The 24,268-nt window shown below is 62.6% G+C and carries 23 protein-coding genes; 11 read left to right on the top strand and 12 right to left on the bottom strand.

Annotation, left to right across the window (positions count from 1 at the left end):
• Together ABSG20_RS06070 and ABSG20_RS06065 are read right to left on the bottom strand one after the other, a co-directional pair.
• Positions 1-802: sugar-binding transcriptional regulator (locus tag ABSG20_RS06070; protein WP_423863592.1), on the bottom strand; the 802-nt coding region annotated here is incomplete at its 3' end.
• A gap of 184 nt (positions 803-986) precedes the next feature.
• Entirely contained in the window at positions 987-2,510 is a 1,524-nt protein-coding gene (locus tag ABSG20_RS06065) for an MATE family efflux transporter (RefSeq protein ID WP_423863591.1), read from the bottom strand.
• 200 nt (positions 2,511-2,710) lie between these two features.
• Between ABSG20_RS06065 and ABSG20_RS06060 the strand changes: the two genes are divergently transcribed.
• The 5 genes from ABSG20_RS06060 to ABSG20_RS06040 are packed head-to-tail and all read left to right on the top strand — an operon-like array spanning position 2,711 to position 8,682.
• On the top strand, positions 2,711-4,027 hold the full coding sequence (locus ABSG20_RS06060) for a hypothetical protein (protein ID WP_423863590.1): 1,317 nt from the start codon (positions 2,711-2,713) through the stop codon (positions 4,025-4,027).
• A gap of 19 nt (positions 4,028-4,046) precedes the next feature.
• Positions 4,047-5,492, top strand: coding sequence for a MaoC/PaaZ C-terminal domain-containing protein (locus tag ABSG20_RS06055; RefSeq protein ID WP_423863589.1), 1,446 nt, complete (start codon positions 4,047-4,049; stop codon positions 5,490-5,492).
• Between the two features lie 42 nt (positions 5,493-5,534).
• The gene (locus ABSG20_RS06050; protein WP_423863588.1) at positions 5,535-6,443 is read left to right on the top strand and encodes an AAC(3) family N-acetyltransferase; all 909 of its coding nucleotides are present in this window, start codon (positions 5,535-5,537) and stop codon (positions 6,441-6,443) included.
• Positions 6,443-6,709, top strand: coding sequence for an acyl carrier protein (locus tag ABSG20_RS06045; RefSeq protein ID WP_423863587.1), 267 nt, complete (start codon positions 6,443-6,445; stop codon positions 6,707-6,709). Before ABSG20_RS06050 ends, ABSG20_RS06045 begins: the two co-directional genes overlap by 1 nt.
• Entirely contained in the window at positions 6,706-8,682 is a 1,977-nt protein-coding gene (locus tag ABSG20_RS06040) for an HAD-IIIC family phosphatase (protein ID WP_423863586.1), read from the top strand. The genes ABSG20_RS06045 and ABSG20_RS06040 overlap by 4 nt, the downstream gene beginning before the upstream one ends.
• A gap of 75 nt (positions 8,683-8,757) precedes the next feature.
• On the opposite strand, the gene gspM is transcribed toward ABSG20_RS06040, so the two are convergent.
• From gspM to ABSG20_RS05995, 9 genes are all read right to left on the bottom strand, one after another.
• Complete coding sequence (gene gspM / locus ABSG20_RS06035) at positions 8,758-9,324, bottom strand: type II secretion system protein GspM (RefSeq protein WP_423863585.1); 567 nt, start codon at positions 9,322-9,324, stop codon at positions 8,758-8,760.
• Positions 9,321-10,376 carry a PilN domain-containing protein gene (locus tag ABSG20_RS06030; RefSeq protein WP_423863584.1) on the bottom strand — a complete coding sequence of 352 codons (1,056 nt, stop codon included), beginning with the start codon at positions 10,374-10,376 and terminating at the stop codon, positions 9,321-9,323. Before ABSG20_RS06030 ends, gspM begins: the two co-directional genes overlap by 4 nt.
• A 14-nt stretch (positions 10,377-10,390) precedes the next feature.
• Positions 10,391-11,317 carry a type II secretion system minor pseudopilin gene (locus ABSG20_RS06025; RefSeq protein ID WP_423863583.1) on the bottom strand — a complete coding sequence of 309 codons (927 nt, stop codon included), beginning with the start codon at positions 11,315-11,317 and terminating at the stop codon, positions 10,391-10,393.
• Positions 11,317-12,021, bottom strand: a complete 705-nt coding sequence (locus tag ABSG20_RS06020) for a PulJ/GspJ family protein (RefSeq protein ID WP_423863582.1) — start codon at positions 12,019-12,021, stop codon at positions 11,317-11,319. Before ABSG20_RS06020 ends, ABSG20_RS06025 begins: the two co-directional genes overlap by 1 nt.
• Positions 12,018-12,422 (bottom strand): prepilin-type N-terminal cleavage/methylation domain-containing protein, encoded by a 405-nt coding sequence (locus tag ABSG20_RS06015; RefSeq protein ID WP_423863581.1) that lies wholly within the window; start codon positions 12,420-12,422, stop codon positions 12,018-12,020. Before ABSG20_RS06015 ends, ABSG20_RS06020 begins: the two co-directional genes overlap by 4 nt.
• Entirely contained in the window at positions 12,400-12,888 is a 489-nt protein-coding gene (locus ABSG20_RS06010) for a prepilin-type N-terminal cleavage/methylation domain-containing protein (protein ID WP_423863580.1), read from the bottom strand. The genes ABSG20_RS06015 and ABSG20_RS06010 overlap by 23 nt, the downstream gene beginning before the upstream one ends.
• On the bottom strand, positions 12,854-13,321 hold the full coding sequence (gene gspG / locus ABSG20_RS06005; protein WP_423863579.1) for a type II secretion system major pseudopilin GspG: 468 nt from the start codon (positions 13,319-13,321) through the stop codon (positions 12,854-12,856). Before gspG ends, ABSG20_RS06010 begins: the two co-directional genes overlap by 35 nt.
• A 52-nt stretch (positions 13,322-13,373) precedes the next feature.
• Positions 13,374-14,585 (bottom strand): type II secretion system F family protein, encoded by a 1,212-nt coding sequence (locus ABSG20_RS06000; RefSeq protein WP_423863578.1) that lies wholly within the window; start codon positions 14,583-14,585, stop codon positions 13,374-13,376.
• Positions 14,586-14,667: 82 nt separating this feature from the next.
• Entirely contained in the window at positions 14,668-16,350 is a 1,683-nt protein-coding gene (locus ABSG20_RS05995; RefSeq protein WP_423863577.1) for a GspE/PulE family protein, read from the bottom strand.
• Between the two features lie 257 nt (positions 16,351-16,607).
• On the opposite strand from ABSG20_RS05995, the gene gspD reads away from it, so the two are divergent.
• Entirely contained in the window at positions 16,608-18,992 is a 2,385-nt protein-coding gene (gspD, locus tag ABSG20_RS05990; RefSeq protein ID WP_423863593.1) for a type II secretion system secretin GspD, read from the top strand.
• Positions 18,993-19,017: 25 nt separating this feature from the next.
• Complete coding sequence (locus ABSG20_RS05985; protein WP_423863576.1) at positions 19,018-19,572, top strand: prepilin peptidase; 555 nt, start codon at positions 19,018-19,020, stop codon at positions 19,570-19,572.
• 4 nt (positions 19,573-19,576) lie between these two features.
• Here the strand turns inward: ABSG20_RS05985 and ABSG20_RS05980 are convergent, their stop codons facing one another.
• Complete coding sequence (locus tag ABSG20_RS05980; protein ID WP_423863575.1) at positions 19,577-20,095, bottom strand: tetratricopeptide repeat protein; 519 nt, start codon at positions 20,093-20,095, stop codon at positions 19,577-19,579.
• Positions 20,096-20,296: 201 nt separating this feature from the next.
• Between ABSG20_RS05980 and ABSG20_RS05975 the strand changes: the two genes are divergently transcribed.
• The 4 genes from ABSG20_RS05975 to ABSG20_RS05960 form a co-directional block, all read left to right on the top strand.
• The gene (locus ABSG20_RS05975; RefSeq protein ID WP_423863574.1) at positions 20,297-21,490 is read left to right on the top strand and encodes a CaiB/BaiF CoA transferase family protein; all 1,194 of its coding nucleotides are present in this window, start codon (positions 20,297-20,299) and stop codon (positions 21,488-21,490) included.
• A 149-nt stretch (positions 21,491-21,639) separates the two neighbouring features.
• On the top strand, positions 21,640-22,437 hold the full coding sequence (locus ABSG20_RS05970; protein ID WP_423863573.1) for a DeoR/GlpR family DNA-binding transcription regulator: 798 nt from the start codon (positions 21,640-21,642) through the stop codon (positions 22,435-22,437).
• Positions 22,438-22,492: 55 nt separating this feature from the next.
• The gene (locus tag ABSG20_RS05965) at positions 22,493-23,395 is read left to right on the top strand and encodes a class I fructose-bisphosphate aldolase (RefSeq protein ID WP_423863572.1); all 903 of its coding nucleotides are present in this window, start codon (positions 22,493-22,495) and stop codon (positions 23,393-23,395) included.
• Positions 23,396-23,454: 59 nt separating this feature from the next.
• A partial coding sequence (locus ABSG20_RS05960; RefSeq protein ID WP_423863571.1) for an ABC transporter substrate-binding protein occupies positions 23,455-24,268 on the top strand: 814 nt, incomplete at its 3' end.

The following is a 24,268-nucleotide window of genomic DNA, read 5'->3' as shown; positions in this document are numbered from 1 at the left end:
CCACCCGATCGAAGGTGACATCCGTGACCAGTTGGCCCCGCTGATCGAATGCCCAGCCGACGATTTCACCTACGCCGCCGGCCCTCTGCAGCGCCTTCAACTCCTGCCGGCTGATGAAGCCATCGACGAATAAGGGCGCGCCCGCGCCGAGATCGCCGATCCCGACGAAAGCGACGTTGGCTTTTGCCGCAAGCTGCAGGGTGGCTTGAAGCATCGGCTGCTGATGCAAGAGATCGCGTTCGCGTTTCGAGGAGGCGATCACCGGCAACGGCATTGGAAACAACCGGCTGCGGACCGCCGACGCCATGTCGTAAATGACATTGTAGAAGGCGGCGGAGCCATCCGGGGTGATGGTCCCGGTCAGGGATACGATCTTGTGTTTCGAAGCATCAATGTCCGGCAACAGATCAATCGCGGCTTTCAAGGTGCGGCCAGTCCCCATCGCCATGACGATGGGCGATGAAGATCTGAGAAAACGTTCGATTTCGACCGCGACGGCTTCCGCGACGCCCAGCGTCGTGGAATCCGACGCCGGATCCGTAGGGGCGACTTCAGCCAGGCTCAGAGCAAAGCGGTCCCGCAGCCGGCTCGCCAGATCGAGGCATTGCGCGATCGGGTGTTCAAGACGGACTTTGACGAGCCCGACCGAAACCGCAAGCGACACCAGCCGTTGCGCGGCTTGACGCGAAATGCCGAGCTTGGAAGCAACCTCGTCCTGGGTATTGCCGGCGACGTAGTACAGCCAACCGGCGCGGGCCGCGTCATCGAGGCGTCTGCCTTCGTCGTTTCCGCCTCTGGTCAAGTGCGCCACACCATGATTGGAAAACGCCGCCGACTTCATTAGCTTTTGAAGGCCCGCAATTCAACAATTCAATCGGGGGTCCGCGTTGGGAGCCCAGACCGATTTCAACACCAGGACCGTGCGAGCTAAATACATCGACGTGCATTGATCAAGCGGCGACGGAACCAGCGCAAAGCGCTGATGGCTAGCGCGGGATCGCCTCGAGCAACCGGCGTCGAAGCGCTTTGTTCGCCAACGGGCTGCTCAGCAGCGCCACCGCGATCAGCCACAAGGTACATTCCGCCAGAAAATGCGGAATTCCGGCTCCGGGCAACAAAAATCTGATCACGGCGCCGGCAGCCGTGCCGACCGCAACGATCAGCATCATGAGCGCGACAACGAACAAGGCGTGTCGCGCCGGAGACCTCAGAGTTTCAGCCACGATGATGACGAACAGAAATCCGGATTGGGCAATGATGTCGCTGGAAACCAGCGCGATCGCCGCTCCCAAAGGGCCGAGCCGGGGAATCAGCGTCATCGACAGCAATACAAAGATCGCCAATTGCAGGGATTTGGTCCACAGCAGCAGCGGACCGCGGTTGCTGTAGTTGGCATAACTGAGGGCCAGAATGGCGGGTGCTCCGGCACACGTGCCCAGCAGCAGCGTGATCGCGAGCGCCGCGTCGTAGGGAATCGCGCCGTGGGTCCAGATTTCGAAGAAATCCGGCCAAAATACCAAAGCGCCGGATGTCGTTGCGCTGGCGAATACCGCCAGAATGATCGAACCCCTGGCATAAAGTCGCTGCAGGCTGTCGCGCGCGCCGATCGCGTGGTCGTGTCCGAGTTCGGCCGCCAGCGGCAGTGTCATCTGAACGCCCATTCCCCGCAGCAGTCCGGCGATGGTGCGCGTCAGCCCCCACTGCGCGATGGCGATACGATCCGAAACCAAGGCGCCGATCATGAGGACTGAAAGATAGCCAAGACCGACCTCGGCAAAATTCATTATTCCAAAGGGAACCGCGCCAGCGAATTGCCCAACGGTCCAGCGCAAGGAAATGCGCTGACGAAGGCTTTTGACAAATGGGAATTGCTGCCGCACGTCCACGAACAGGATGTATATCAGCGTGGCGATCTGTCCCGCCACATAGGCGATGACGACCGCCAGCAGGCTTCCGGTCGCCATGACCCCGATAATCTGGCCAAGCTGGCCGGCCGCCGTCCCCCACAATTGCACCCGCACGATGCGCCCGTAGAGGCCGCGGGCACGGTACAGCGCGCTTGCCAAATTCATCGGCAGTGTGACAGCGATGCCCAAGGTCATGAGCACAAATGCCGGGTCAAAACCCGGCTGTGCCAAAAATCCCAGCGCCTTGGCTGGCGAGATCAGCCAGAACATCACAACGAGCAGCGCAACCAGCAGTGCGCTGAGCGAGAGGAACAGCAACAACGCGCCGCCGTAATAACGACGGGTCCGACGGTCACAATCACTACATGACCTGAAGGCAAGAAAGCGGTTCAGTGTCCAGCCATGCAGACCGACATCAGCAGCGAGGACAAGATTGCCCGCGGCAAAGATCGTCAGCCACGCCGACAGCGTATCGCTCGTCCAGTACTTGAGGAACAGCGGAATCAGGACAATCTGCTGAGTCAAGGCCAGCAGCAGCTGGACCATATTGGCCGACCAACCGCCAAAAATGCGGCGCGCGCGGCTCGAACTCAGAAGCGTCACGATGTCCTCGCAGATGATGCCGCGCCTTCGACCTGGCCGACGCCCGCCAAAGCCTTATTGCGCCACCAGGGATCAGACAAGAGGCCCTCGATTCGCCGACCGGGATTGCGTAGATTGCAAAGATGATTGGCCGCCAAGGCCCCTGTTAACCATCACGGGACAGTTCGACGAAATTGTTTGCGCGTGCCGCCTCATGCGACGTGACCCCGAGAGACCGTCCGGTCCGGCTCGCCGGCTATGCTTCGCGCAACACCCCGGCCTCGATGGCGCTGGATCCGATCGAGCTATCGGTCGTGATGCTGGAGTGCGCCGCGCAGCGCTGCCTGATCTTCAGCTTCGATCTCATGATCGTGGGGTCGGAGCTGCAGAATATGATCCTGGCCGGGCTGCGACGGCTGGGGTTCGCACCTGGGGAAGTCGTCCTGTTGGCGTCGCACACCCACTACGCGCCCGCGACCGATCGGGCTTGCGCGCCTCTGGGGATACCGGACATCGAATTCGTCAATCAGCTGGCTGATGCGGCGGAGAACCTCGTGCGCCAACTGCTACGGGCGCCGGCTTCGGAAGTCAGCCTGGAGGTTTTTGAAGGGGATCTTAACCACTCCATCAACCGGCGCCGCTATTGGCCGTTTCCCACCCTGGGACGAACCTATGGCTTCAGGCTAACAAGCGTCAGCTTCGCGCCGAACCCTTCGGGACAAACAGCCGAGCAGGCGACGGTCGCGCTGTTGCGCAGGGTGGACAACGGGCTAGTGCTCGCTGTGCTCTGGCATTATACCTGCCATCCGACCGCGGTGGTTCCAGAAAACGTCGTCAGCGCCGACTACCCGGGCGCCGTGCGACGCGCGATCCGGGAACGATTTGGTGAAATTCCGTGCGTGTTCGTGCAGGGATTTTGCGGCGATATCCGGCCCAACATCGAAGTTTCGCGGGCCATCGGCTGGCGCGAGCGTGTGCGCGGAACCCTTCGAGCGATCGTCTCAGGCCCTTCGTTCGCAAAACCCTCGGCCGCAGATTGGATGCGCTGGAGCAAGGGTCTGGCGAGTGGGGTATGCGACATCGCGCTGGGCAGCACCTGCAAGGCGTTTTCCCCCAAGAGCCTGCGAACCGGGTCTGCCAACATTCCGCTCAGTGACTTCTTTGCCGGCGCCACGCCCGACAAACTGCTGGCGGCTCAGGTCATTGAAATCGGCGAGGAGCTCGAAATCGTGGCGCTGTCCGCCGAAGCCTGCGTGGGATGGGCGCGTATTCTTGACGCCGCCGTCCCGATCCGACCGGGGCGCATCAGGCTTTATGCCGGATATCTGGGCGCGCTGTTCGGCTATCTTCCCACTGCCGCACAGGTCCCGGAAGGCGGTTATGAAGTCGAGGGCTTTCAACCATTATTTGGCCTGTCAGGCCGCTTCGTCGAAGATCAAATCGGCGCCGCGGTTACCGGATGCGTCAAGCGCGCATTTGAGGATCTGGAGCAGGCGAAAGCGCGCATGATAGAACTGATACCGTCGCCAGGGCCATGATGGGAGCACAGGATATCTGATGACCAGCGCGCCGCTTGCGAGCCGTAGCTTCAGCATGGACGATCAGATCGCATTTGCAAGGCTCTCGTCCGATTGGAACCCGGTCCATCGGGATCACGCTTTTGCCCGGCGCACCCAGGTCGGGGCGCCGGTGGTGCACGGAATCAACAATCTTGCCTGGGCGGCAAATGCCGTACTGCAGTGCTTTCCCTTCAAGGTTTCAAACATACGCGCCCGATTTCTGCAGCCGCTCTACCTCGACGAGCTCGCCTCCGTCAGAATTCGCAATCGAACCGACCGGCTGATCGAATTTCAGGTGGTCGCCGCAAATGTGGCGGTCGCGCTCATCCGGCTTTCCTCCGGGCCCGGAAAATTCGCGGTCGCAGGCACGCCATCGGCAACGTCGACGCCGGTTCGGATGTCACAGCCTGCCGATCTCAGGTTCGAGCAGCTCGCTGGTCAGTCCGGCGCGGTCGCGACGTCAGATAAAGACGTCCGATCGTTATTTCCCGCGCTCTCGGACGCGATCGGCCCTTCGGCCGTCAAGGCACTGTTGGCGACATCCGAGATTGTAGGCATGGCGTGCCCCGGACTCCACTCGCTGTTTGCCGGTCTCGACGTCAATTGCGATCCGAAGGCTGGACGGGAGAATGTCCTCGCTTATTCGGTTACGAAGGTGGACGCGCGATTTCGCTCCCTGCAAATCGAGGTTTCGGGCGCCGGCATCGCGGGGCGGCTCGAAGCTTTTGCACGTCCGGCCCCGCCAACCCAGCCCGGGATGGCCGAAATAGCCCCGCATGTCGCCGGAAGCCCGTTCGCCGGACAATACTCACTCATCATTGGCGGCTCGCGCGGCCTCGGCGAGGTCACGGCGAAAATCATTGCCGCCGGCGGCGGACGTGCGGTCATTACCTACCGGGAAAGCGGTGATGACGCCGAGCGGGTGGCCGCCGATATCAGGCGGGCCGGCGGCCAATGCGAGATCCTGCACTACGACGCGCTGGCTCCGGCAAACGCCCAATTGCAGACATTGGGCGCCGTCGACTGCGCCTACTATTTCGCGACCCCGAGGATTTTCCGGCGCAAGTCGGCTTTGTTCGAGCCGCAGACGCTGCACATGTTCCTACGCTATTATGCGGACGGCTTCAACGATCTGTGCACGGCGCTGAGCCGCGACGGCGCCGAAAAGCTAACCGTGTTCTATCCGTCCACGATGGCGGTCGACGAGCGCGCCAGCGCCACGACGGAATATGCCATGGCCAAGATGGCGGGCGAAGTCCTGGCTCAATATCTCAACGAATTCGCGATCAACATTGACGTCATCTGCCGCCGCCTGCCCCGCATCCTGACCGATCAGACCGCGACAATCGGCGTCGCCAGCGCCGACAACGCGTTGGACGTGATGCTGCCCATTGTATATGAGGTGCAGCAGAGCGCCCGGCGAGATCCGGTGCCGCACGGCTGATCGATCGGTCCGCACATCCTGCACGGAACATCCTGCTTCATCATGTCCCGCGTCGTCCGCAGCAGCGCCAAGCATCTTGCCCAAAAGCTCCTGGGACAAAGCGACGTGCGTGGCTTCGCGCGCCGGCAAAAACTCTGGATTTCGAAGAAAATCTATCGCCGTCCGGTTGCGATCGCAGATCTGCGGCAATGCCTGATCGATCTCGGGGTGACGCCAGGGAGAACCCTCTGGCTGCAGTCATCCTGGAACGAGTTCTATAATGTTCCCTTGCGCCCCAGCGAAATGATCGAGCTGCTGCGTGACCTGCTCGGCCCCAATGGAACGCTGGCGATGCCGGCGTTTCCGATTGATCAAGATCCCGATCGGGTTTTCCTGGTCGACCGGGCGCCGGTCTATACCGGCCTGCTCTGCGAGGTCTTTCGCCGCAACCCCGACACGCGCCGGAGCATACACCTCAGTTCGTCGGTATGCGCCGTCGGCCCCAACGCCGACTATCTGTTGAAGGATCACCACCTCACTTTGATGCCCTGGGGTAGGGACAGCCCGTTCTGCCGGCTGGCGGAATTGGACGCACGCATGCTCGGCATGGGCGCCGGCTTCAATTTCATGACCCCGCTGCACGCCACCGAATGCCTGCTTTTCGACGAGATCCCGTTCTTTCGGCGGGTGTTCGACGGCACCATCCGATATCGCTGGAAAACGGCTGGCGGCGAGACCGGAGAGCACGAATACATGCGGCGGACCGGCGATATCAGGCCGCAACGGCTGCGCCGCCATTTTGGCCCGGACATCTGCATCGATGCGAGATTATCGAATTTGCGCATCCTGGCCGCGGATGCCAAACCCTTTATCGAGCGCGCAGTCACGCTTGGTCGCCGCGGCATTACGATGTATATCCAGCCGGTTCCGAGGCCGGAGCTCTTTAACTCGTCGAAGGGATCGATCGCCTGATGGCCTATGGGTCTGAAAAGCTGACGGCATCGAATCGCGTACTCGCCAGGGTTCAGGATGTTTTCCGCGCCGAGCTCGACGATGAGGACCTGATGATTGCGCCCGAAACAAGCCAAAAAAACCTCAGGGCCTGGGACAGCCTGGCGCATATCCGGCTGGTCAGCGGCATCGAGAATGAATTCGATATTCAATTCAATCTCGCCGAGATCGAACAAATCACCTCGGTGCGCCAGTTCGTGCAGCTGATCGAGGGACGCGCGCGGTGAGTGAGCCTGCAGTGTCGGCGCTCGCGGTAAAACTGTCCGTGCAGGCGCTGCCCTGGCTGCCTCGTCCTTGCGGAAAAATGCGGGATCGCCTTGCTTCGCTGCCATCAGAGCCACTGGACGCCCTGCTGTATCTGCAATCGCTGGCACAGGCGGCCTGGAGCGAAGCCGATCTTGGTGTTCTCGGCAGAAGAATCAGGACGCTTCTGAAATCGGCGCCTGTGAGCCTCGTGGCCGAGGCCCGGCAGCGCGGACTGACGCAGATCCGGCTATTGGTGCTGTCGGCCAGCACCGCCTCACATCTTTCCGATGCGCTGATCGGCACCGCCATCCGGTTCAAATTTCTGCTCGAGGTCGTGCTCGCGGAATATGAGGAGCCGGAGCCATGGATCGAGAGAAACAGCCGCGCACTGAACGAGCGCCCACCGGACTTCGTTCTGCTGGCTTCCGACCATCGCATGCTGAAGCTCGCATCTACGATCGGCGACGACGACGCGGCAGCGCGCATCATCGAGGCGGCGATCGGGCGGATCGCGCATATCGCCGAAGTGGCTGGCGCGGCGACGGGACGCCCGGTCATTTTGCAGACGCTCGCAGACGATCCCGATGTCATTCAGTTCAACCTGGATCTTGGCTTGCCGGGCAGCCCACGCTTTCAGACCAATGAATTCAACCGGCGCCTTGCGCAGCAAGCGCAACAACAATCCCTTCTGCTGCTGGACGTCAACGCGCTTGCCAGTCTGGTCGGAACCAGCCAATGGTCGGCCGGACGCTACTGGTACGCCGCGAAGTATCCATTCGCGGCCTCTATGATCCCGCTCTACGCCGACCATGTCATGCGTATTCTCGGGGCCCAGATGGGCCGTTCGCGCCGGGTCCTGGTTATGGACCTCGACAACACGATGTGGGGAGGCGTCGTCGGCGACGACGGCATCGAAGGTCTCGCGCTGGGCAGTGGCAGCCCGTTGGGCGATGTCTATTCGGCGCTGCAGCGGATGGCGCTGTCGCTGAAGCAGCGCGGTATCATTCTGTGTGTGTCTTCGAAAAACGACGAGGCGATCGCGCTCGACGCGTTCCGCAACCATCCCGAAATGATCCTGAAGGAAGACGATATCGTCGCATTCCGGGTCAACTGGGACGACAAGGCAGCCAACATCAAGGCGATCGCCGGTGCGATCGACCTCGGTCTCGATTCCTTTGTGTTCCTCGATGACAACCCCGCCGAACGCAAGCGCGTCCGCGAGGCACTGCCGTCGGTTGCCGTTCCCGAATTGCCTGATGATCCCAGCGACTGGCTGGCGGTCTTTCAGGCTGCGGGATATTTCGAGCAGGCCAGTTTTTCAAAAGAGGACCGGTTTCGGGCGGGATTCTACAAGGCCAACGCACTTCGCGCCGCGCAAATGGAACGGATCGGCGATCATGACGATTATTTGCGCTCGCTTGCGATGACGCTGTCGATCGCGCCGTTCGACAGCACCGGCCGCAAGCGGATTGTCCAATTGATTGCCAAATCGAACCAGTTCAATCTGACGACCCGCCGCTATAGCGAAGCTGAGATCGCGGCCATGCAGTCAAATTCCACGGTTTTTGCTATCCAGGCGCGCCTTCAAGATATTTTCGGCGACAATGGAATGATTTCGGTCGTCATCTGCCGTCAAACCGGACCATCCTGGGAAATCGATACCTGGATCATGTCCTGTCGCGTTCTCGGCAGGCGCGTGGAGGAGGGCCTGCTTCAATACCTTGTCGAGCAGGCACGCTTGCGGGGTATCACCGAAATCACGGGGCGCTACATTCCAACGGCCAAAAACGGCCTGGTTCGCGATCATTTCAGCAGGCTGGACTTTATCCAAACCGGCTCCCAGAATGGCGAAACTACCTGGCAGCTGGCCGTCGGCAGCTATGGCGAAAGAAAACTGCCGTTAAAAATAGACGCGCCGCGCGGCTGGAAACTCGCCTCCGCTGGCGGATCTTGAAACGGCGGTCGCAGAGCCCATCTTTGGCGCTCGCGCACCGAAGCCCGCCGCGTCGCAACGGTCGTTGAATGCGCTCTATTTTCCGCCCTGCCATTGCCCGGAAACCCCGAGCACGACCCTGATCCGGCCCGAGCCGGTTTCGTTCAGCGACGTGGTCTGCGGCACCTGCACGTCAAGCTGATCGATGAACAAAAAGGGCATGCCGGCCTCGAGATCGTAGAGCACCTTTTGCAGGCTTGGCTGTTCCATTTCGCAGCTGACGACGAGGCCGACCGAGCCGTCCTTGGCCTGGGTGCCCAACACGTCGACCTGCGAGGACTGGATGGTGCCGCCGACACTGGCGACGGCGGCGGCGACACGCTGCAGCAGCGTAGCGCCCGCAACGGTCACAGTCGGCCCCTCCAGGAAAGGTGTACCGGGATGCTCGGCCGCGAAGGACGATACTGCGCCCCCGCGCACCTTGCGGCCGCGCAACTGGTCCAGCAGATCAGTGGTTTGCTCGAGCGCCCGCTGGTGCGCGACGATATCGGACACCGAAATGCCGGCGATCGCCAGCAGACTGCCGATCACGGCAACATAGAGCACGACCGAGATCAGCGGCGAACGCGTCAGGCTTCTGGTCACAAAATTCGCTGTACTCATGGGGGGGCCGTATTCTTCGGTTCGATCAGCGCCTCGACATGGAAGCGCTCGCCGGGATCGGAGGCGGAGCGCGTCGTCGGAGCATAGAAGGTGGCGCGGGTAAAATGGGTGGATTGCTCGATCAGCGGGATCAGCGACGGCGCGTCGCGGGTGATGCCGACGATCTGCAGCTTGTTGCCGGCCAGATGCAGTTCGGTGACATAGGTGTGATCCGGCAGAATCTGGCTCAAGGCATCGAGCACGATCACGCTCGCGGGCGTCTCATATTTGCGCCGCTCCAGCGCCGCGAGCGGCGAACGGTCGCCGCCGTCGCTGCCGGCGCGAATGGCGGAACGTTGCTGCGAAATCTGCCGCGCCAGCTCGCTCTCCTGTGACCCGAGGCTATCGGCCACATAGGCCGCCGATACCGCCGAGAGCGTTGCTGTCACCGCCGCGACGCCGAGCGCGATCAACAGCGCGCGGCTCAAACGCGCAGCGTCCAGGTGCCCGCGGGCCTTCTGCTCGAAAACCTTGACGCGACCGGCGTTGCGCTCGGCGGCATCGGTGCAGACCGCGACGGCGGCAGGATGGAAGGGCGATACCGCCTGCACATAGCTCATCGCAACCTTGCGCGTGGTTGCCGCAATCACCGTGGTGATGTTCTCGGCGCCGCTCTCGGCCGGAGCGCTGCAACCAAACACGGCCTCGCTCGCGCTCCACGGCGTCAGGCGGTCGATCTGGGCGCGCACGATGCCTTCGAGGAAATCCGCCGCCCGCGCCGGCAGTTCAAGCGGACGAAACAGGAAATGATTGGGCTGCAGAACGATCTCGACCCGGCTTCCCCTCAGCATCGGTGCCAGATTGGGCGCGGAAAGTGTACCGCCGGCAAATGTGACACGCGCCGGAAGATTGTCCGGCTTGACCGCGCTCTCGACCGCGAATCCGCCCTCGTCGTCTTCGATCAGCCTGATCACGCGCGGTGACACGATGCGGTCCAGCCCGGCAATGATCGCTGCGGCCACGGTTGCGGTCCATGCGTTGAGGATCGTGCCGATGGTTTCGACCAGCTTCATCACGCAGAGCCCTTTTACGTTCCAACGCCACCGTCGGAAGCGTTGCGCCACGACAATACACGATAAGGCTCGTCACCGCCTTCGATAAGCAGGATGATGACCTCCGCCTTGGCTCGTTTGCCGTTGCCGGTGTCGGCCTCGATCGTCATCCGATAGGCCATGGAACCGGCCACCGTGGCCCCCTGGCCACCGGTTATCGACAGCAGTGATCGCGGATCCAGCGTCGGATCGCCGCGCTGGGCAAGCACCGCTTGCAACCGCTCCGGCGTCATTCCCGGTAGCGCCGCGACCACCTGCGGCGCGGCGTCGAGAATATTCACGGAATCAAGATTGCTGAACACCGTTACAAACGGCAGCATGCGTTCGACCACCAGCGGCGGAATTCCCTGCACCAGCCACAGTTCCTCAGTCTCCGGGAACGGTGCATGACGCGGCAGGTAGGCCACGCCGGAAGCGCGGTAGAATGCGTTTTCGGGATCGTCGTCGCCCTTCTCAGTGGGCGTGTGCCAGGCCAGGATATGGTCGGCATAGCCTGCCGCATTCGACGGATCCACGCCTAATCCGGTGATGAGGCCGGTGAGCAGGTTTTTTGGCGCGGCATTGAGATCGATGCGCGCGGCTTCGGAACGGAACAACACCGAAACCTTGCCCGCCCCGACCCTGGAATTGAAACTCCCGCTGGTCGGGCGAACGTCTTCCTTGACGCCTGTCAACTGATACACGGCAAGTTCGACCGCGGCGGTTTCCAACGCTTCCGCCTGAACCCGATCGCCGCTCCCGGCCACCAGCACCGCGGTGTTGGTAACATAGATGAGGTAGATCAGCACCAGCGCCGACAGCGCCGCAAGAATCCAGAGCACGGCGACGACGATGAAACCGCGCGCATTGCTCTGGCAGCCGCTGGCTGCCATGCCAAACTCCATCCCGTCGGGCTCAGCCATCAGAGCTGCTGTTCCTTTTTTGGCGTGTCCGGACTGGTGCCTGCGGTCAGGCATGCCGACGCATCTTTTGCCTGGGCGCATTCGGCCCCGGCGTTGACGTGCACGGTTGCCGCGCCGGAAACGCCGAGCATCTGCCCGGTCGCATCATCGCGTACCACGATACGAATCATGTCCGGAAGCCGCGGCTGGCCGCGCCAGTTCGACTGCCAGACCTGATCCGGCCCGGCATAGGAGAACGTCACGCGATACGGCAAGCGTATCAGCACCACCTGATCGGTAAACCGGATCTGCGCATCCGACGGCATCGTCACGAACGGCGCGCGCTCCCGGACCATCGCCGGGCCCTGATTATCGGCCTTCTCGATCAACCTGACGAATTCGAGGCCGGGACGGGCGTTGGGACCGACCGCGGTACGCACGAAGGTCACGGCCAATTCGGTGCCTTCGAACAGGGGCACCTTGGCATTGCCGTTGACCGGAATCATCTCCGCAACCGACAGGTCGGCAACGATGCGATCGAGACCCAGCGCAAGCCGCTCGGCGCGCTGAACCCGCGCCATGCCCCGGTTCCAGTTCGGCAGCCATTGCGCCGTCACGGTCGCCAGTGCCGCGAGGATCACCGTCATCAGCAGCGTCGCCACCAACACTTCGATGAGCGTGAAGCCCGCCTCGTCGGCTGGCGCGCGGCGCGGAGGCGTTGTCATTCGGCAACCTTCGGCACGAGCCGCACCGTTGTGAGCTGCAGGACCGGGCCACCCGGTTCGTCCAGCCGTAATTTGACGGCGAGCGGAACAAAGCGCTGGGTCTGCGCCGCAGCGCTGGGGTCGGCGGCATTGATCGGGGCAACGTCGATCTGCCAGCGATGGCCGCCCAGTTCGCCGGACTGCCGCCCGGGCTTCAGGAGATTGCGCGCCGGCAACCCGGCGAGCAGCGTTTCGGCGGCTCCGGCCAAGGCCAGATGCTGGTCAATCGAGCGTGTCCCCTTGACCGTCGTTGCGATCACCGCGCCGATCGATGACAGCACCGCGGCGACGATGGCCAGCGCCACCAGCGCTTCGATCAGGGTAAAGCCTGCGACGCCGTCAGAGCAGTTTTTGCGGTACAATATCCACGCCTCCAGTCAGCCAGTTGACGCGAACCTCAAATCCCATGCCCGGGCGCGCCAGCGTGACCACGCCGCCGCACGACATTCCCGAGGGAAAGAACTCGATCGATCTGCCAGCATTTCGATCGGCGCAGCGCGATGCCAGCATCGCCTGCAGCGAAACATCGTTGGGAATGCGAATCATGCGGCCGGTTGCGCCGGAGCGGATCAAGCGCGCCGCGGCGTCGATCTGCGTCGCCACCTGGATTTGCCGGCGCAGCGCTGCATTACGATCAGCTTTCAATAACGCGGCGGTTTCCACCGCATAACTCTCGAGCTTGGCCCGGGTAGTGGTTCGCGGTATCGCCGGCAGAATGATGCCCGCAAGCAAGCCGATGATGGCGAGCACGCACAGGATCTCGATCAGCGCGAAACCGCCGGCCGCGACCGCCTCAGCGCGAGCCGCTGGCAATGTCGTGCGTGCCACTGACGATGTCGCTAGCCGTTCCACTGCCGCCCTCCTGACCGTCGGACCCCAGCGAAATAATTTCGTAGGGCTCGCGCTCGCCCGGCGAGCGGTAGACGTAGCTGTGCCCCCAGGGATCATTGGGCACCACGCCGCCGCGCAGATACGGGCCGTTCCAGCCTGGCGCGTTGTCGCTGTGCGTCAATGCGGCAAGGCCTTCGCTGCTGTTGGGATAACGCCCAAGATCGAGGTAATAGAGATCGAGCGCGCTGGAAAAGCTTTCGATCTGGATTTTCGCGGCCTTTGCCTTGGACTCGCTGAGATAGCCGAGCACCTTCGGCCCCACCAGCGCCATGATCAATCCAATGATCGTGATCACCACGAGAATTTCGACCAGCGTGAAGCCGGCCTGGCGGCGTCGCGAGCGGCGCCGCGATGTTGCTGAAGTCACCATGTTTCGATCCACCTAAGTCGTCCCCTCGAAGGGAGCTGATTCATACCCTACGCTAGCCGACTATCTGGCTGACGGACATTAACGCCGTCATGACAGACACAATCAATCCGCCGACAATGATGCTGATCACAATGATCGCCGCCGGTCCGGCAATTCCGACCACGCGGTCGAGCGTGCGTTGCAGCTTGGCCTCGTAGAATTCGGCCACGCGTCCCGCCAGCATCGGCAACTGTCCGGTTTCATCGCCCAGCCGCATCATCCGCACCGCCATCCCCGGCAGGGCCTGGGTATCGGCCAGCGCATCCGACAGCTTGGCGCCATGGCGGACGCGTTCGGCGGCGTCGATCCAGACCGCCGATGGTCCCGCCGACGACATCATATCGACGAGAATCCGCAGCGTTGTCGTGAGATTTACACCGCTTCCGAGCAACAGCCCGAGGTTCCGGCAGAACAGCGAGGTCCGGTACAACGTCATCATCGGCCGGATGGCCGGCAGCTGAACGAGCACGTTCCAGAAGCCACGGCGAATCCGCTGCTGGCGCAGCAACAGCCAGGCTGCGGCGACAGCGACCGCCACGATCGCCAGAGCGGTGTCGGAATTATTGTGCAGGAAGGTCGAAAAGCTCAAAAAAGTGAGAATGATGGGATCCACCTTGGCGCCAAAATCCTGCAGCACGCCGGCGAATTGCGGCAGCACGAATGTGAGAAAGAACAAAAGTACGGCGCCGGCAGCGCTGAGAACGAACAGCGGGTAGCGAATGGCGTCTCCGAGTCGGCGTTTCAGCGCATCGGTGCGGCTGCGTTCATCGGCGAGCACTTCGAGCACCTGATCCAACGATCCGGATGCCTCGCCGACGCGGATCAGCGCCACATACATCGCCGGAAACAACGCCTCGTGCCGCGACAAGGCCTCGGCAAAGCTTTCGCCGGCGAGAACGTGCGACCTGATGTCGGCAACTACCGGCCGCAACCGGCCGAAATCGCGGTCGGCGGCAAGCAATTCGAGCCCGTCATTGATCCGTGCGCCGGCACGCAGCAAAAGTGCCATGTCGCGGGTGAAAATGGTGACGTCTTCAGCCTTCGGTTTGTTGAAAATGCCGAGGCTGCGCGCCGAGCCGCCACCTTCCTCGAGCGTGACATTATCCACCAGCACCAGACCGAGGCGCTCGATCCGGGCAGCGACATCGCCGGGCGCCGTGGCCACGACGGCGCCTGAGACCAGTTCGCCATTGTTGTCGAGCGCGCGATAACGATAATTCGGCATCAGAGCCTCATGTCTCTCTCCCCCGGAAGGGAAAAGAGAATCCATTGCGCGTTGCATCCAAGTGCCATCAGATGGCTCCAGACTACCTGATTGTCGTGACGCGGAAAACCTCGGGCACGGTAGTCAGTCCGGCGCGGCATTTTGCGACGGCGTCCGCCAGCATTGTGGTCATGCCGCCGCGCATCGCGGCTTCGTCGATGGTGTGCGAATCGGTCTGCGGTCCGACCAGCTTGCGAACCTCTTCGGTCATTTCGAGGATTTCGAACACGCCGTTGCGGCCGCGATAGCCAGTGCCGCCGCAGCGCTCACAGCCGACCGCCTCGTGCATCATTTCGCCGGCCGCAAAGCCGACCATGGCAAAGCGCGGGTCTTTTTCGATGTCGGCGGCCGTCAAAGTTCGCGGCACCTTGCAGCGGTCGCACAGCATCCGCACCAGGCGCTGCGCGACCACGGCGCGCAGCGTCGACTTCAAAAGAAAGCCTTCGATGCCGAGATCGATCAGGCGCGGTACTGCCGCCGCCGCGGTCTCGGTGTGCAGCGTCGACAGCACGAGATGGCCGGTCAACGCCGCATGAATGGCGATGTGGGCGGTTTCGGCGTCGCGGATTTCGCCGACCATGATCACATCCGGATCCTGGCGCACGAAGGCGCGCATCGCGGACGCAAAGGTGAGACCGATCGACGGCTTGACCTGCGACTGGTTGATGCCGGGAATTTCGTATTCGACGGGGTCTTCGACCGTGAGGATCTTGCGGGTCGGCTCGTTCAGGATCGAGAGCATGGTGGCAAGCGTCGTGGTCTTGCCGCTGCCGGTCGGGCCGGTCACAATGATCATGCCGTGCGGCAACGCCAACAGCCGGGTCATGATCTCTTCATCGTGGGCCGACAGCCCGAGCCTTCCCATCTCGAGCAGGCCGCGGTCGCGCGGCAATAGCCTGATCACGGCACTCTCGCTGTGCTGCGTCGGCATGGTCGCGACCCGGACATCGAGTTCGGAACGGCTGACGCGCACCCTTGCCGCGCCGTCCTGAGGCAGGCGTCGTTCGGCGATGTTGAGGCCGGCGAGGATCTTTACCCGCGAGATCAGCGCTTGTGGCGGAATGCCTGATGGAGCCGGCATGGCGCGCAACAGACCATCGACGCGCATGCGTATCACAAGGCCGGTGCGGAACGGCTCGATGTGAATGTCGCTGGCGCGGAGCTCGACGGCGCGCTCCAGAAGATCGTTGAGCGCGCGAACCACCGGAGCCCCGCTGGCCAGATCGCGCAGGCTCTCGATATCATCGTCGGATTGCTGCGTCGATCTCTTGGCACTTTCAGTCGCGCCACCCGCATCGGCGCGCTGGTCGAGCACTGTGGTAATGTCCTCGAACGATGCGACCGCGACCTCGACCGGCGCACTGAACACGATCTCCGCGGCGCGAAGCGCCGCGGTATCCGACGGGTCGGCCACCGCCAGCCGGTAACCTCCGTCCGGCGCACGGATCGGGAAAACCGTGGATTCACGCAAAAAGCGCCGCGAGAATCCGTCGAGGCAAGGCGTGCTGGCAAGCAGTTGCGGCAGCGTCAGTCTGACCAAACCCCAATAATCCGAAACCTCGTCGGCAAATTCGGCGGCTGGGAGATCGGTGGCTTCCCACAGTTCCCGCAGCGGCCGCGCCAGGGTAGAGTTGGCGGGGTTTTCGACGCGGGCGCGCGCCTTCGGCGGCAAGGAATATTTTTCCAGAAGATGCTGCCGAAAGGTCTCTGCGGAAAGGTCTCGCATCGATTTCACAACGCTAACCTTGGGACCAGTGACCGGAAAGTTACAGCCACGAAAAGGTACATCCTTTACGTGTAACGGAGGTTGTTTGCTCTTGACTTATTGACCAACAAAAACATAATCGCAAGGCAAATATTTGCGCGACCGGACCATTCGGGACCGGGCGCGTTTTATTGGTCGATCCAGGTAGGCGTATTTTGTTCAAAAAAGTGGTCCATCCGCTTTCGCGCCTGCGTTCGCCGCTGATTGGAACGCTCGTAATATCTTTGTCTGGTTTCTTCCTGAGTGCGTGCATTCTGACGGCCGATCAGTCGGTGGAGGGCAACCCCAAAGATCCCCGCGCCCAGGATATTGTCGACAAGATCCGCTCGATCGATTTGCAGCCGCACCAGACCACCGACGTCGGGAATGCCGGGATCAGTCAGGCAACGTCCGCGCGGCCGGCGATCTATCTCAGCGACGGCAAGACGCCGGTGGGCGCTGTGGTTGAACGCGAAGATGGCGGTTCCGGCAGCGGCTACGACCTCAATTTCGAAAACGCGCCCGTCGCCGCGGTGGCAAAGGTCATCCTCGGTGACATACTTGGCGTCGGCTATACCATCGATCCCCGCGTGCAGGGCACGGTGACGCTGGCGTCGGTTCGCCCGGTGGCCAAGGGGGACGCGCTCTACGTGCTCGAAAACGCCCTGCGGATGTCCGGCGTGGCATTGTTGGGCGATCGCAGCGGGGGCTATCGCCTGCTGCCAACCAACGAGGCCGGCCCTGGCGGCATTGACCGAACGGCATCGGCTGAAGCCGGTCAGGGGATCAGTGTGGTGCCGCTGCGCTATGTCTCGGCGCAGAACGTGTTCAAGCTGTTGGACGCGTTCGGTGTCAAGGCCGCTGCGCTGCGTCCGGATAACGGGCGCAATACCCTGATGATTGTCGGCAGCGGCTCGGACCGGGCGGCGGCGATCGACACCATCTTGAGTTTCGACGCCGACTGGATGCGCGGGCAATCGGTTGGCATCTTCCCGGTGCATAACAGCGCGCCTGAACCGGTCATCTCCGAAATCGAGAAGATCATGGATTCCGGCGAAGGAGGCCTCGGCCAGAACGTCATCAAAATGCAGCCAATTGCTCGGCTCAATGCCATTCTCGTGGTCAGCCAGAAGCCCGAATATCTCAAACGCGCCGGGACCTGGGTCGCACGGCTCGACCGGTCCGATACCGAGGGCGTCAATCTGAAGTCCTATCCGCTGCGCTATGGCAACTCGAAGCTGATGGCGGCATTGCTCAACGAGATGCTGACCGGTCGCGGCAATGGCGGCAGCCTCGACAGCGCCTCCAGCCAGATTTCGCCCGGCGCGGGTATTTCGCTCGCCTCATCGGGAAACACCCCGATGGCATCGTTGAGCGCGCTGCCGACTCAGGCCTCGGGCGCCGCGCCGCCCGGCGCCGCTCCGGCGCCGGCGGGCGGGGCCGCGGGTGCGGGGCGAGGGCTCGGCGCCGGTGGGATCGGCGGTGGGGCCTTCGGTGGGACCGGTGGCGGGAGCGGCGGAGGGATCGGCGGAGGGATCGGCGGCATCGGGGATAATTCGGCCGGAGGGGGCGCCGGCGGCAGGCCGGCCGGCATCCTGCCAAATGTCCGGATCACCGCGGATATCACCAACAATGCCATACTGGTCTATGCCAACCAGGAAGAGCAACGCATCGTCGAACAGACCATCCGCCAGATCGACCGGCCGCAGCGCCAGATTGCGATCGAGGCGACGATCGCGGAAGTGACGCTGAACGACACGCTGAATTATGGCGTGCAGTTCTTCCTGGCCAGCCAGAAAGGCTCGCTCGTGAACAGCGTCGGGGCCGCAACCCCTGCAGTGAGCGCCACAACGACCAGCACCACCACATCCACATCGACATCCACCCCGACCACCACCACCGCCGTCGGCGCCGCCAGCAATGCCGTGAATGCCGCCGCGGGCGCATTAATTGGCCGCGCCATTCCCGGCTTCAATTTGCTGATCGGAAACGAGCTTTCGCCACGGGTCATTCTCGACGCGCTGCACAATGTCACCGACGTCAAGGTTCTGTCCAACCCCTCGCTGGTGGTGCTCGACAACCAGCCGGCGACGCTGCTGGTCGGCGATCAGGTGCCGTTTTCGACAGGTAGCGCGACCGTGCTGACCGCGGGCAACACCGTGGTCAATACCATCGACTACAAGAATACCGGCATCATTCTTCACGTGCTGCCGCGCGCCAACGCCAGCGGCAACGTCGTGCTCGACATCGAACAGGAGATCTCGAGCGTCGCGGCGGGAAGCACGCCGCTGCAGCCGACAATATCGCAGCGCCAGGTGAAGAGTTCAATTTCGGTCGCCAGCGGCCAGACCGTGCTGCTGGCCGGCCTCATCACCGAGACCGAGAACAAGCAGCGGCAGGGCATTCCGCTCTTGGATTCCATTCCTGTCCTCGGCGATGCCTTTTCACATGCGGATACCTCCCGGGCACGAACCGAGTTGATCCTGTTCATCCGCCCGACCGTGATCAAGGACGCCCTCGATGCCCACGTCGTCGCCGAGGAAATGCGCAGCAAAATGAACAGCCGGCTGGTCGGAACCTCGCTGCCGGTGGTCGCGGTCGATCCTCCCAAGGCCACGCGCTGAGCGCCCATTGATCCCCGGACCGGTCATGGGCAAGCCAGGCCGGCAAGTCATTCTCAGCTTCGCGCTGCTCGCCGTGACCGGCAGCAGTCTCCTCGCCGCCCCCGGACCGCAGGGATTGTTCGGCGCCTTCCTTGGCGGGCTGATGCTGGCGATCGCCGTTGTCGATGCCGACCGCTACATCATTCCGAACGAACTGACCGGCGCGGCGCTGGCGCTGGCGCTGTTCCGCGCCGGCGCCATTGGACCGGAGGCGGGTTGGCGCGCCGTTTTGTGGGCGGCCTTGCAGGCTATCGCCGTCACCATTCCACTGCTGGCGCTGATGGCCGGCTACCGGCGTTGGCGCGGCCGCGACGGGCTTGGGCTTGGCGATGTCAAACTCGCCGCCGTCGCCGGCGCGTGGCTCGGCCCGGTTACGATCTTCGCGGTGATCGAACTTGCCGCTCTCTCGGCGCTCGGCGCTTACGCGGTGAACGCATATCTACGCAAGCGGCCGCTGCGCGCGAGCGCGTTTCTTCCGTTCGGACTATTCCTAGCGCCGGCGATCTGGATCGGCTGGCTGGTGGAGACACTATGGATTTAGGTCCTCAACGCTCGCGGCTTGGCGCCCATTCGAGGGCCCGCAACCGGGCGCGTGCGATTTCGCCGCGCGTCATCTTGGTGGTCACGGCATCGCGAATACGGGCGCGCGCTTCCCGGGCGTCAGGAGGCGCCGCCGCGGCCGAGAGATTGAGCCATTTGCCGGCTTCGACGATGTCGCGCGGCACGCCCTGGCCCTTGTCATAGAGCAGGCCGAGGGAATATTGCGCCAGGCTGTCGCCCTGCTCGGCGGCGCGGCGGTACCACATCGCCGCCTCGGTATAATTCTGCGGAACACCGCGTCCGGTTTCGAACATGAAACCAAGATAGGATTGCGCGGCGGGAGTGCCGCGCTCGGCCAGCGCCAGGAATATCCGCGACGCCGATACATAGTCCTGGCGGCTGAAGGCCGAGACGCCCTGCTGGAACGAGGCGGCCTCTGCGGAATTCCCGGCCAGGAGCAGCAGTCCCGTCACGACAGCGGTGACCCGGAGAAAGTCTCTAACAACGCCGCAAACATTGTTCATTGCGCTCTCGCTGTGCCGGTCTGTTACCGCGGCACCCTAATCTCTGGTCCGAAGAAAATCTACCCGGCGCGTGCTTCGTCTATGCGGGCGAAACAGGCCTCCAAGAAACCCTGACGAAGTTTCGGCTATTGAATTCGCGCTCAATCTGACCGATCAACGGGGCAGTCCGCTTCCTCCCGCTCGATCGGTCCGGAGTTCCGAATGCCCTTTCCGCGCGCTTCGCAAGCCTTGTCCCGCTTTACCGTGCTCGATCTCACCCGGGTGCGCTCCGGGCCGACCTGCGTGCGGCAGCTCGCCGACTGGGGCGCCAACGTCATCAAGATCGACGCCCTGATGGAGGATTCGGCCGGCGAGCAGCCCGGCGGCCCGCGCCACGGTTCCGACTTCCAGAATTTACACCGCAACAAGCGCGCGATGACGCTCAATCTGAAGGACGCCAGAGGTCTCGACGTGTTCCGGCGGCTGGCCAAGCAGGCCGATGTCGTGGTCGAAAATTTTCGTCCGGATGTCAAAGCGCGGCTCGGCATCGACTACGATGCCTTGCGGCAGATCAATCCCCGCATCGTCTATGGCAGCATCTCGGGCTTCGGCCAGGACGGCCCCTACCACAAGCGTCCAGGCTTCGACCAGATCGCGCAAGGCATGGGCGGGCTAATGTCGATTACCGGCGCGCCCGGCCAGGGCCCGATGCGGGTCGGCATTCCCGTCGCGGACTTGACCGCCGGGCTGTTCTGCGCAATCGGCATTCTGACCGCGCTACTGGAGCGCGACGTCTCCGGCGAGGGCCAGTGGGTGCAGACCTCGCTGTTGCAGGCGCAGATCTTCATGCTGGATTTCCAGGCCGCGCGCTGGCTGATGGAAAAGGATGTGGCAAAACAGGCCGGCAACAACCATCCGACCAGCATTCCGACCGGCGTGTTCAAGACCTCCGACGGCTACATCAACATCGCCACCACGGGTGGGCGGATCTGGCAACGCTGCGCGCAGGCGCTCGGCGCGCCCGAGCTTGTGACCAATCCCGACTACGCCACCGCGCCGGCGCGCTCGACAAACCGCGACGCGCTCAATGCCGCGATCAACCAACTCACGGAAAAGAAATCGACCGAGGTCTGGGTCAGCGAGCTCAACGCCGCCGGCGTGCCCTGCGGGCCGATCTACGCGATCGATCAGATGTTCGAGGACGCGCAAGTCAGACATCTCGGCATCGCCCAGGATGTGCCGAACGCCGAGCATCGCCACATCCGTCTGGTCGGTCAGCCCGTGACGCTGTCACGCACGCCGAGCAGCATGGCGGCCCGCCCGCCGGAATTCGGCGAACAGACCGGTGAGGTGCTCGCCGAATTCGGCTTCGGCGCGGAAGAGATCGCAAGCCTGCGGGAGGCGAAGGTGGTGTGAAGCGCAAGGCTTCGCCGGCGCCTGGGACGCCAATGGCGCTGCGCCATTACTGCTGCATGACCAATTGTGTGGTCATTCTTGTGATAATAACTTGTGAGAGCGTGAATTTGATAGTAGACTTCACCCAAATTTAAAGGGGGACAACACAGGTGGGTGAGGGACGGCGAGAGCGTCTGCTCGATTACCTCCACAGGAAACCCGAGGCCTCGGTCGAGGATTTGGCCCAGTTTCTGGCTGTAAGTAAGATGACGGTGCATCGCGACCTGGACCGTCTTCAGGAACTGCGGGTTTTGCGCAAAACACGCGGCGGTGCCACCCTTCTGCCATCGATCATATTCGAGGCCGATTACGCCTTTCGTATCCGTCAGAACCGGAATCTCAAGCAGGCATTGGCGAAGGCCGTTGCCGAGTTGGTTGATCCCGGAATGGCCGTCATCATTGACGACAGCTCCACCACGGGAGCAGTGCTGGATGAGCTCGACGCGGTGCGTCCCCTTACCGTCATCACCAATAGCCTCAATCTAACAAACCGACTTGTTAAAAGCAGCAACCTCAGCGTGATCTGCCTTGGCGGCCGATACGACCCGGTGACCGGCGGCTTCTTCGGCCTGGTCTGCGAGAGTGCAACCTCCCGGCTTCGCGCCGACCTCGCTATCTTCTCAACCGCGGCGGTGCAGGGATCGAGCGCCTATCTTCACGATCAGGACGTCGTGCGCGCGAAGCTCGCGATGCGGTCAGCCGCCGACCGCTCGGTGTTGGTCTTCGACCACACCAAGATCGGCAAATCGGCGCTCAATTATTTCAGCAGCCTCGCTCAGTTCGACGATGTTTTCGTTGATGACGGAGTCGATCTGCAACACGCCGACCTGCTGCGGCGCGAGAAAGTGAATCTCAAGCTGGTGGCGGCCGCTGCCGAGATTGAGGGAGACCGTCGTCAGGCGTGCTGAGAATTCTACCCGGGCGCCAAAATGGCGCTCCTGAAAAAACAACAGGGAGAGAGACGTGACGAGCGGGACTGGCAAGCAAATGCGGCTGTCACGGCTATTCTCCAACCGGGACGGTCGGGCGGCCGTGTTCGCGTTCGATCACGGGATGCAGGTGGGGCCGGTGCCAGGTGCGGTCGACCTGCGGGCGGGCGTGGCGCTCGCGGTCGAGGCGGGATTCGACGGCATCATTCTGGGACCGGGGGCACTGTGCCTGGCGGCCGAGCTGCTGAAGGGCCCCCACCGGCCCGCCGTTATCATGCGGCTTGACCAGACAACGATGTGGCGGCTGGGCGGCCGATTTTCCCAGGATGAGGGCCATACCCGTCAGGTCGCCGATGTCGAGGACGCATTGCGGCTCGGCGCCGACGCGGTGCTCACGTTCCTGTTCACCTGCCATCGCGATCCAGATCTCGAGACCCGTTCGGTGGAAATCGTGGGACGAACCGCCAGATCGGCGCGCAATTGGGGGATGCCCTTTGTGGTAGAGCCGATGGCGGCGCGCGAGGGTCGGCTGAAGACGCCGTTCGACGCAGAGACGATCGCGATGAACGCCCGGATCGCGGTCGAAATCGGGGCCGACGTGATTAAGACCGACTGGTCCGGAACCGTCGAGGGCTTTCGCAGTGTGGTGCAGGGCGTGGCCGATGCGCCGGTCCTGGTCGCCGGCGGCCCGCGCCTTGACAACGATCGGGCAACGCTTGGGCTGGTCCGCGATCTGCTCGCGGCAGGTGCACGTGGCGTCATGTTCGGAAGAAGCTTGTTCCAATCACCCGAACCTCTCGCGCTGATGAAGGCGGTGCGAGACATGGTGCATGACGACGTTTTGTTTGAAGACGCCGTCGCGCGGCTCTCGCCGGCGCCCGCCAAGGCACCGAAGGCGCAATTCTCGCGTGCGAGGTCAAAATTCCCACCGAAGTAACGGATATGTTTAAAAAAAGGGAGGAAATGATGAGAAGTCTTACTCAAGCGCCGATACGCATGTTGAAAGTCTCCGCCGCAGCGGCCGGTTTCATCGGAATGCTGGCGTCCCCAGCACTGGCTGAGACGCTGACCTTCGTCTGGCATGCCGGAACCTGTGCCGACACCTTCTACAATATAGCCAAGGACTATCCTGATAAGAGCGTTCAGATGGTGCCGGACCTGGTTCCGTATGGACCGATGTGGCACGACAAGATTGCGGCTGAGTTCGCCATTAAAGGAGCCGGGTTCGACATCGCAATGTGGGACAGCCAGTCGTTGGCGGAGTTCGCGGGCGGTGGCCATGCCTTCTCGATGAACGACGTCTTCAAAGAATCCAAGGTGCTCAAGCCGGAGCTGTTCGAAAAGTTCTCTCTGGCGGCATACGGGGAGTATCCCGACAATTCAGGTAAATATTGGGGCTTGCCGGTCAACCAGGACGCCTACGGCTTCATGTACCGCAAGGATCTGTTCGATGATCCGAAAGAGAAGGAAGCGTTCAAGGCCAAATATGGACGGGAGCTCAAGATCCCGCAAACTTATCAGGACGCCAAGCAAGTCGCCGACTTTTTCACGCGTCCGGACAAGGGTCTCTATGGATGGGGGCAGATGGGTGGACGCGAATACGATTTCGCCACCACGGCATCGAACTCCTTCCTGTGGTCGTTCGGCGGCGAACTCTGGAACCCAGCCACCAATGAAGTCAAAGGCTATCTCAACTCACCGGCTTCGATCGACGGCGTTCAGGCCTATGTCGACATGTTCAAGTATGGCCCTCCCGGCAGCCAGAACTGGGGTTGGGACGAGGTCAACTCGGCCTTCCAGCAGGGCAAGC

Source organism: Bradyrhizobium sp., from assembly GCF_049512235.1.
Classification (GTDB): Bacteria; Pseudomonadota; Alphaproteobacteria; order Rhizobiales; family Xanthobacteraceae; genus Bradyrhizobium.
This window is presented reverse-complemented; position numbering and strand designations above follow the sequence as displayed.

Coding starts and splice junctions, on each gene's coding strand:
- ABSG20_RS06055 (WP_423863589.1), top strand. CDS start 4,047: ATGACCAGCGCGCCGCTTGCGAGCCGTAGCTTCAGCATGGACGATCAG.
- ABSG20_RS06050 (WP_423863588.1), top strand. CDS start 5,535: ATGTCCCGCGTCGTCCGCAGCAGCGCCAAGCATCTTGCCCAAAAGCTC.
- ABSG20_RS06045 (WP_423863587.1), top strand. CDS start 6,443: ATGGCCTATGGGTCTGAAAAGCTGACGGCATCGAATCGCGTACTCGCC.
- gspM (WP_423863585.1), bottom strand. CDS start 9,324: ATGAGTACAGCGAATTTTGTGACCAGAAGCCTGACGCGTTCGCCGCTG.
- ABSG20_RS06030 (WP_423863584.1), bottom strand. CDS start 10,376: ATGAAGCTGGTCGAAACCATCGGCACGATCCTCAACGCATGGACCGCA.
- ABSG20_RS06025 (WP_423863583.1), bottom strand. CDS start 11,317: ATGGCTGAGCCCGACGGGATGGAGTTTGGCATGGCAGCCAGCGGCTGC.
- ABSG20_RS06020 (WP_423863582.1), bottom strand. CDS start 12,021: ATGACAACGCCTCCGCGCCGCGCGCCAGCCGACGAGGCGGGCTTCACG.
- gspG (WP_423863579.1), bottom strand. CDS start 13,321: ATGGTGACTTCAGCAACATCGCGGCGCCGCTCGCGACGCCGCCAGGCC.
- ABSG20_RS06000 (WP_423863578.1), bottom strand. CDS start 14,585: ATGCCGAATTATCGTTATCGCGCGCTCGACAACAATGGCGAACTGGTC.
- ABSG20_RS05995 (WP_423863577.1), bottom strand. CDS start 16,350: ATGCGAGACCTTTCCGCAGAGACCTTTCGGCAGCATCTTCTGGAAAAA.
- ABSG20_RS05985 (WP_423863576.1), top strand. CDS start 19,018: ATGGGCAAGCCAGGCCGGCAAGTCATTCTCAGCTTCGCGCTGCTCGCC.
- ABSG20_RS05980 (WP_423863575.1), bottom strand. CDS start 20,095: ATGAACAATGTTTGCGGCGTTGTTAGAGACTTTCTCCGGGTCACCGCT.
- ABSG20_RS05975 (WP_423863574.1), top strand. CDS start 20,297: ATGCCCTTTCCGCGCGCTTCGCAAGCCTTGTCCCGCTTTACCGTGCTC.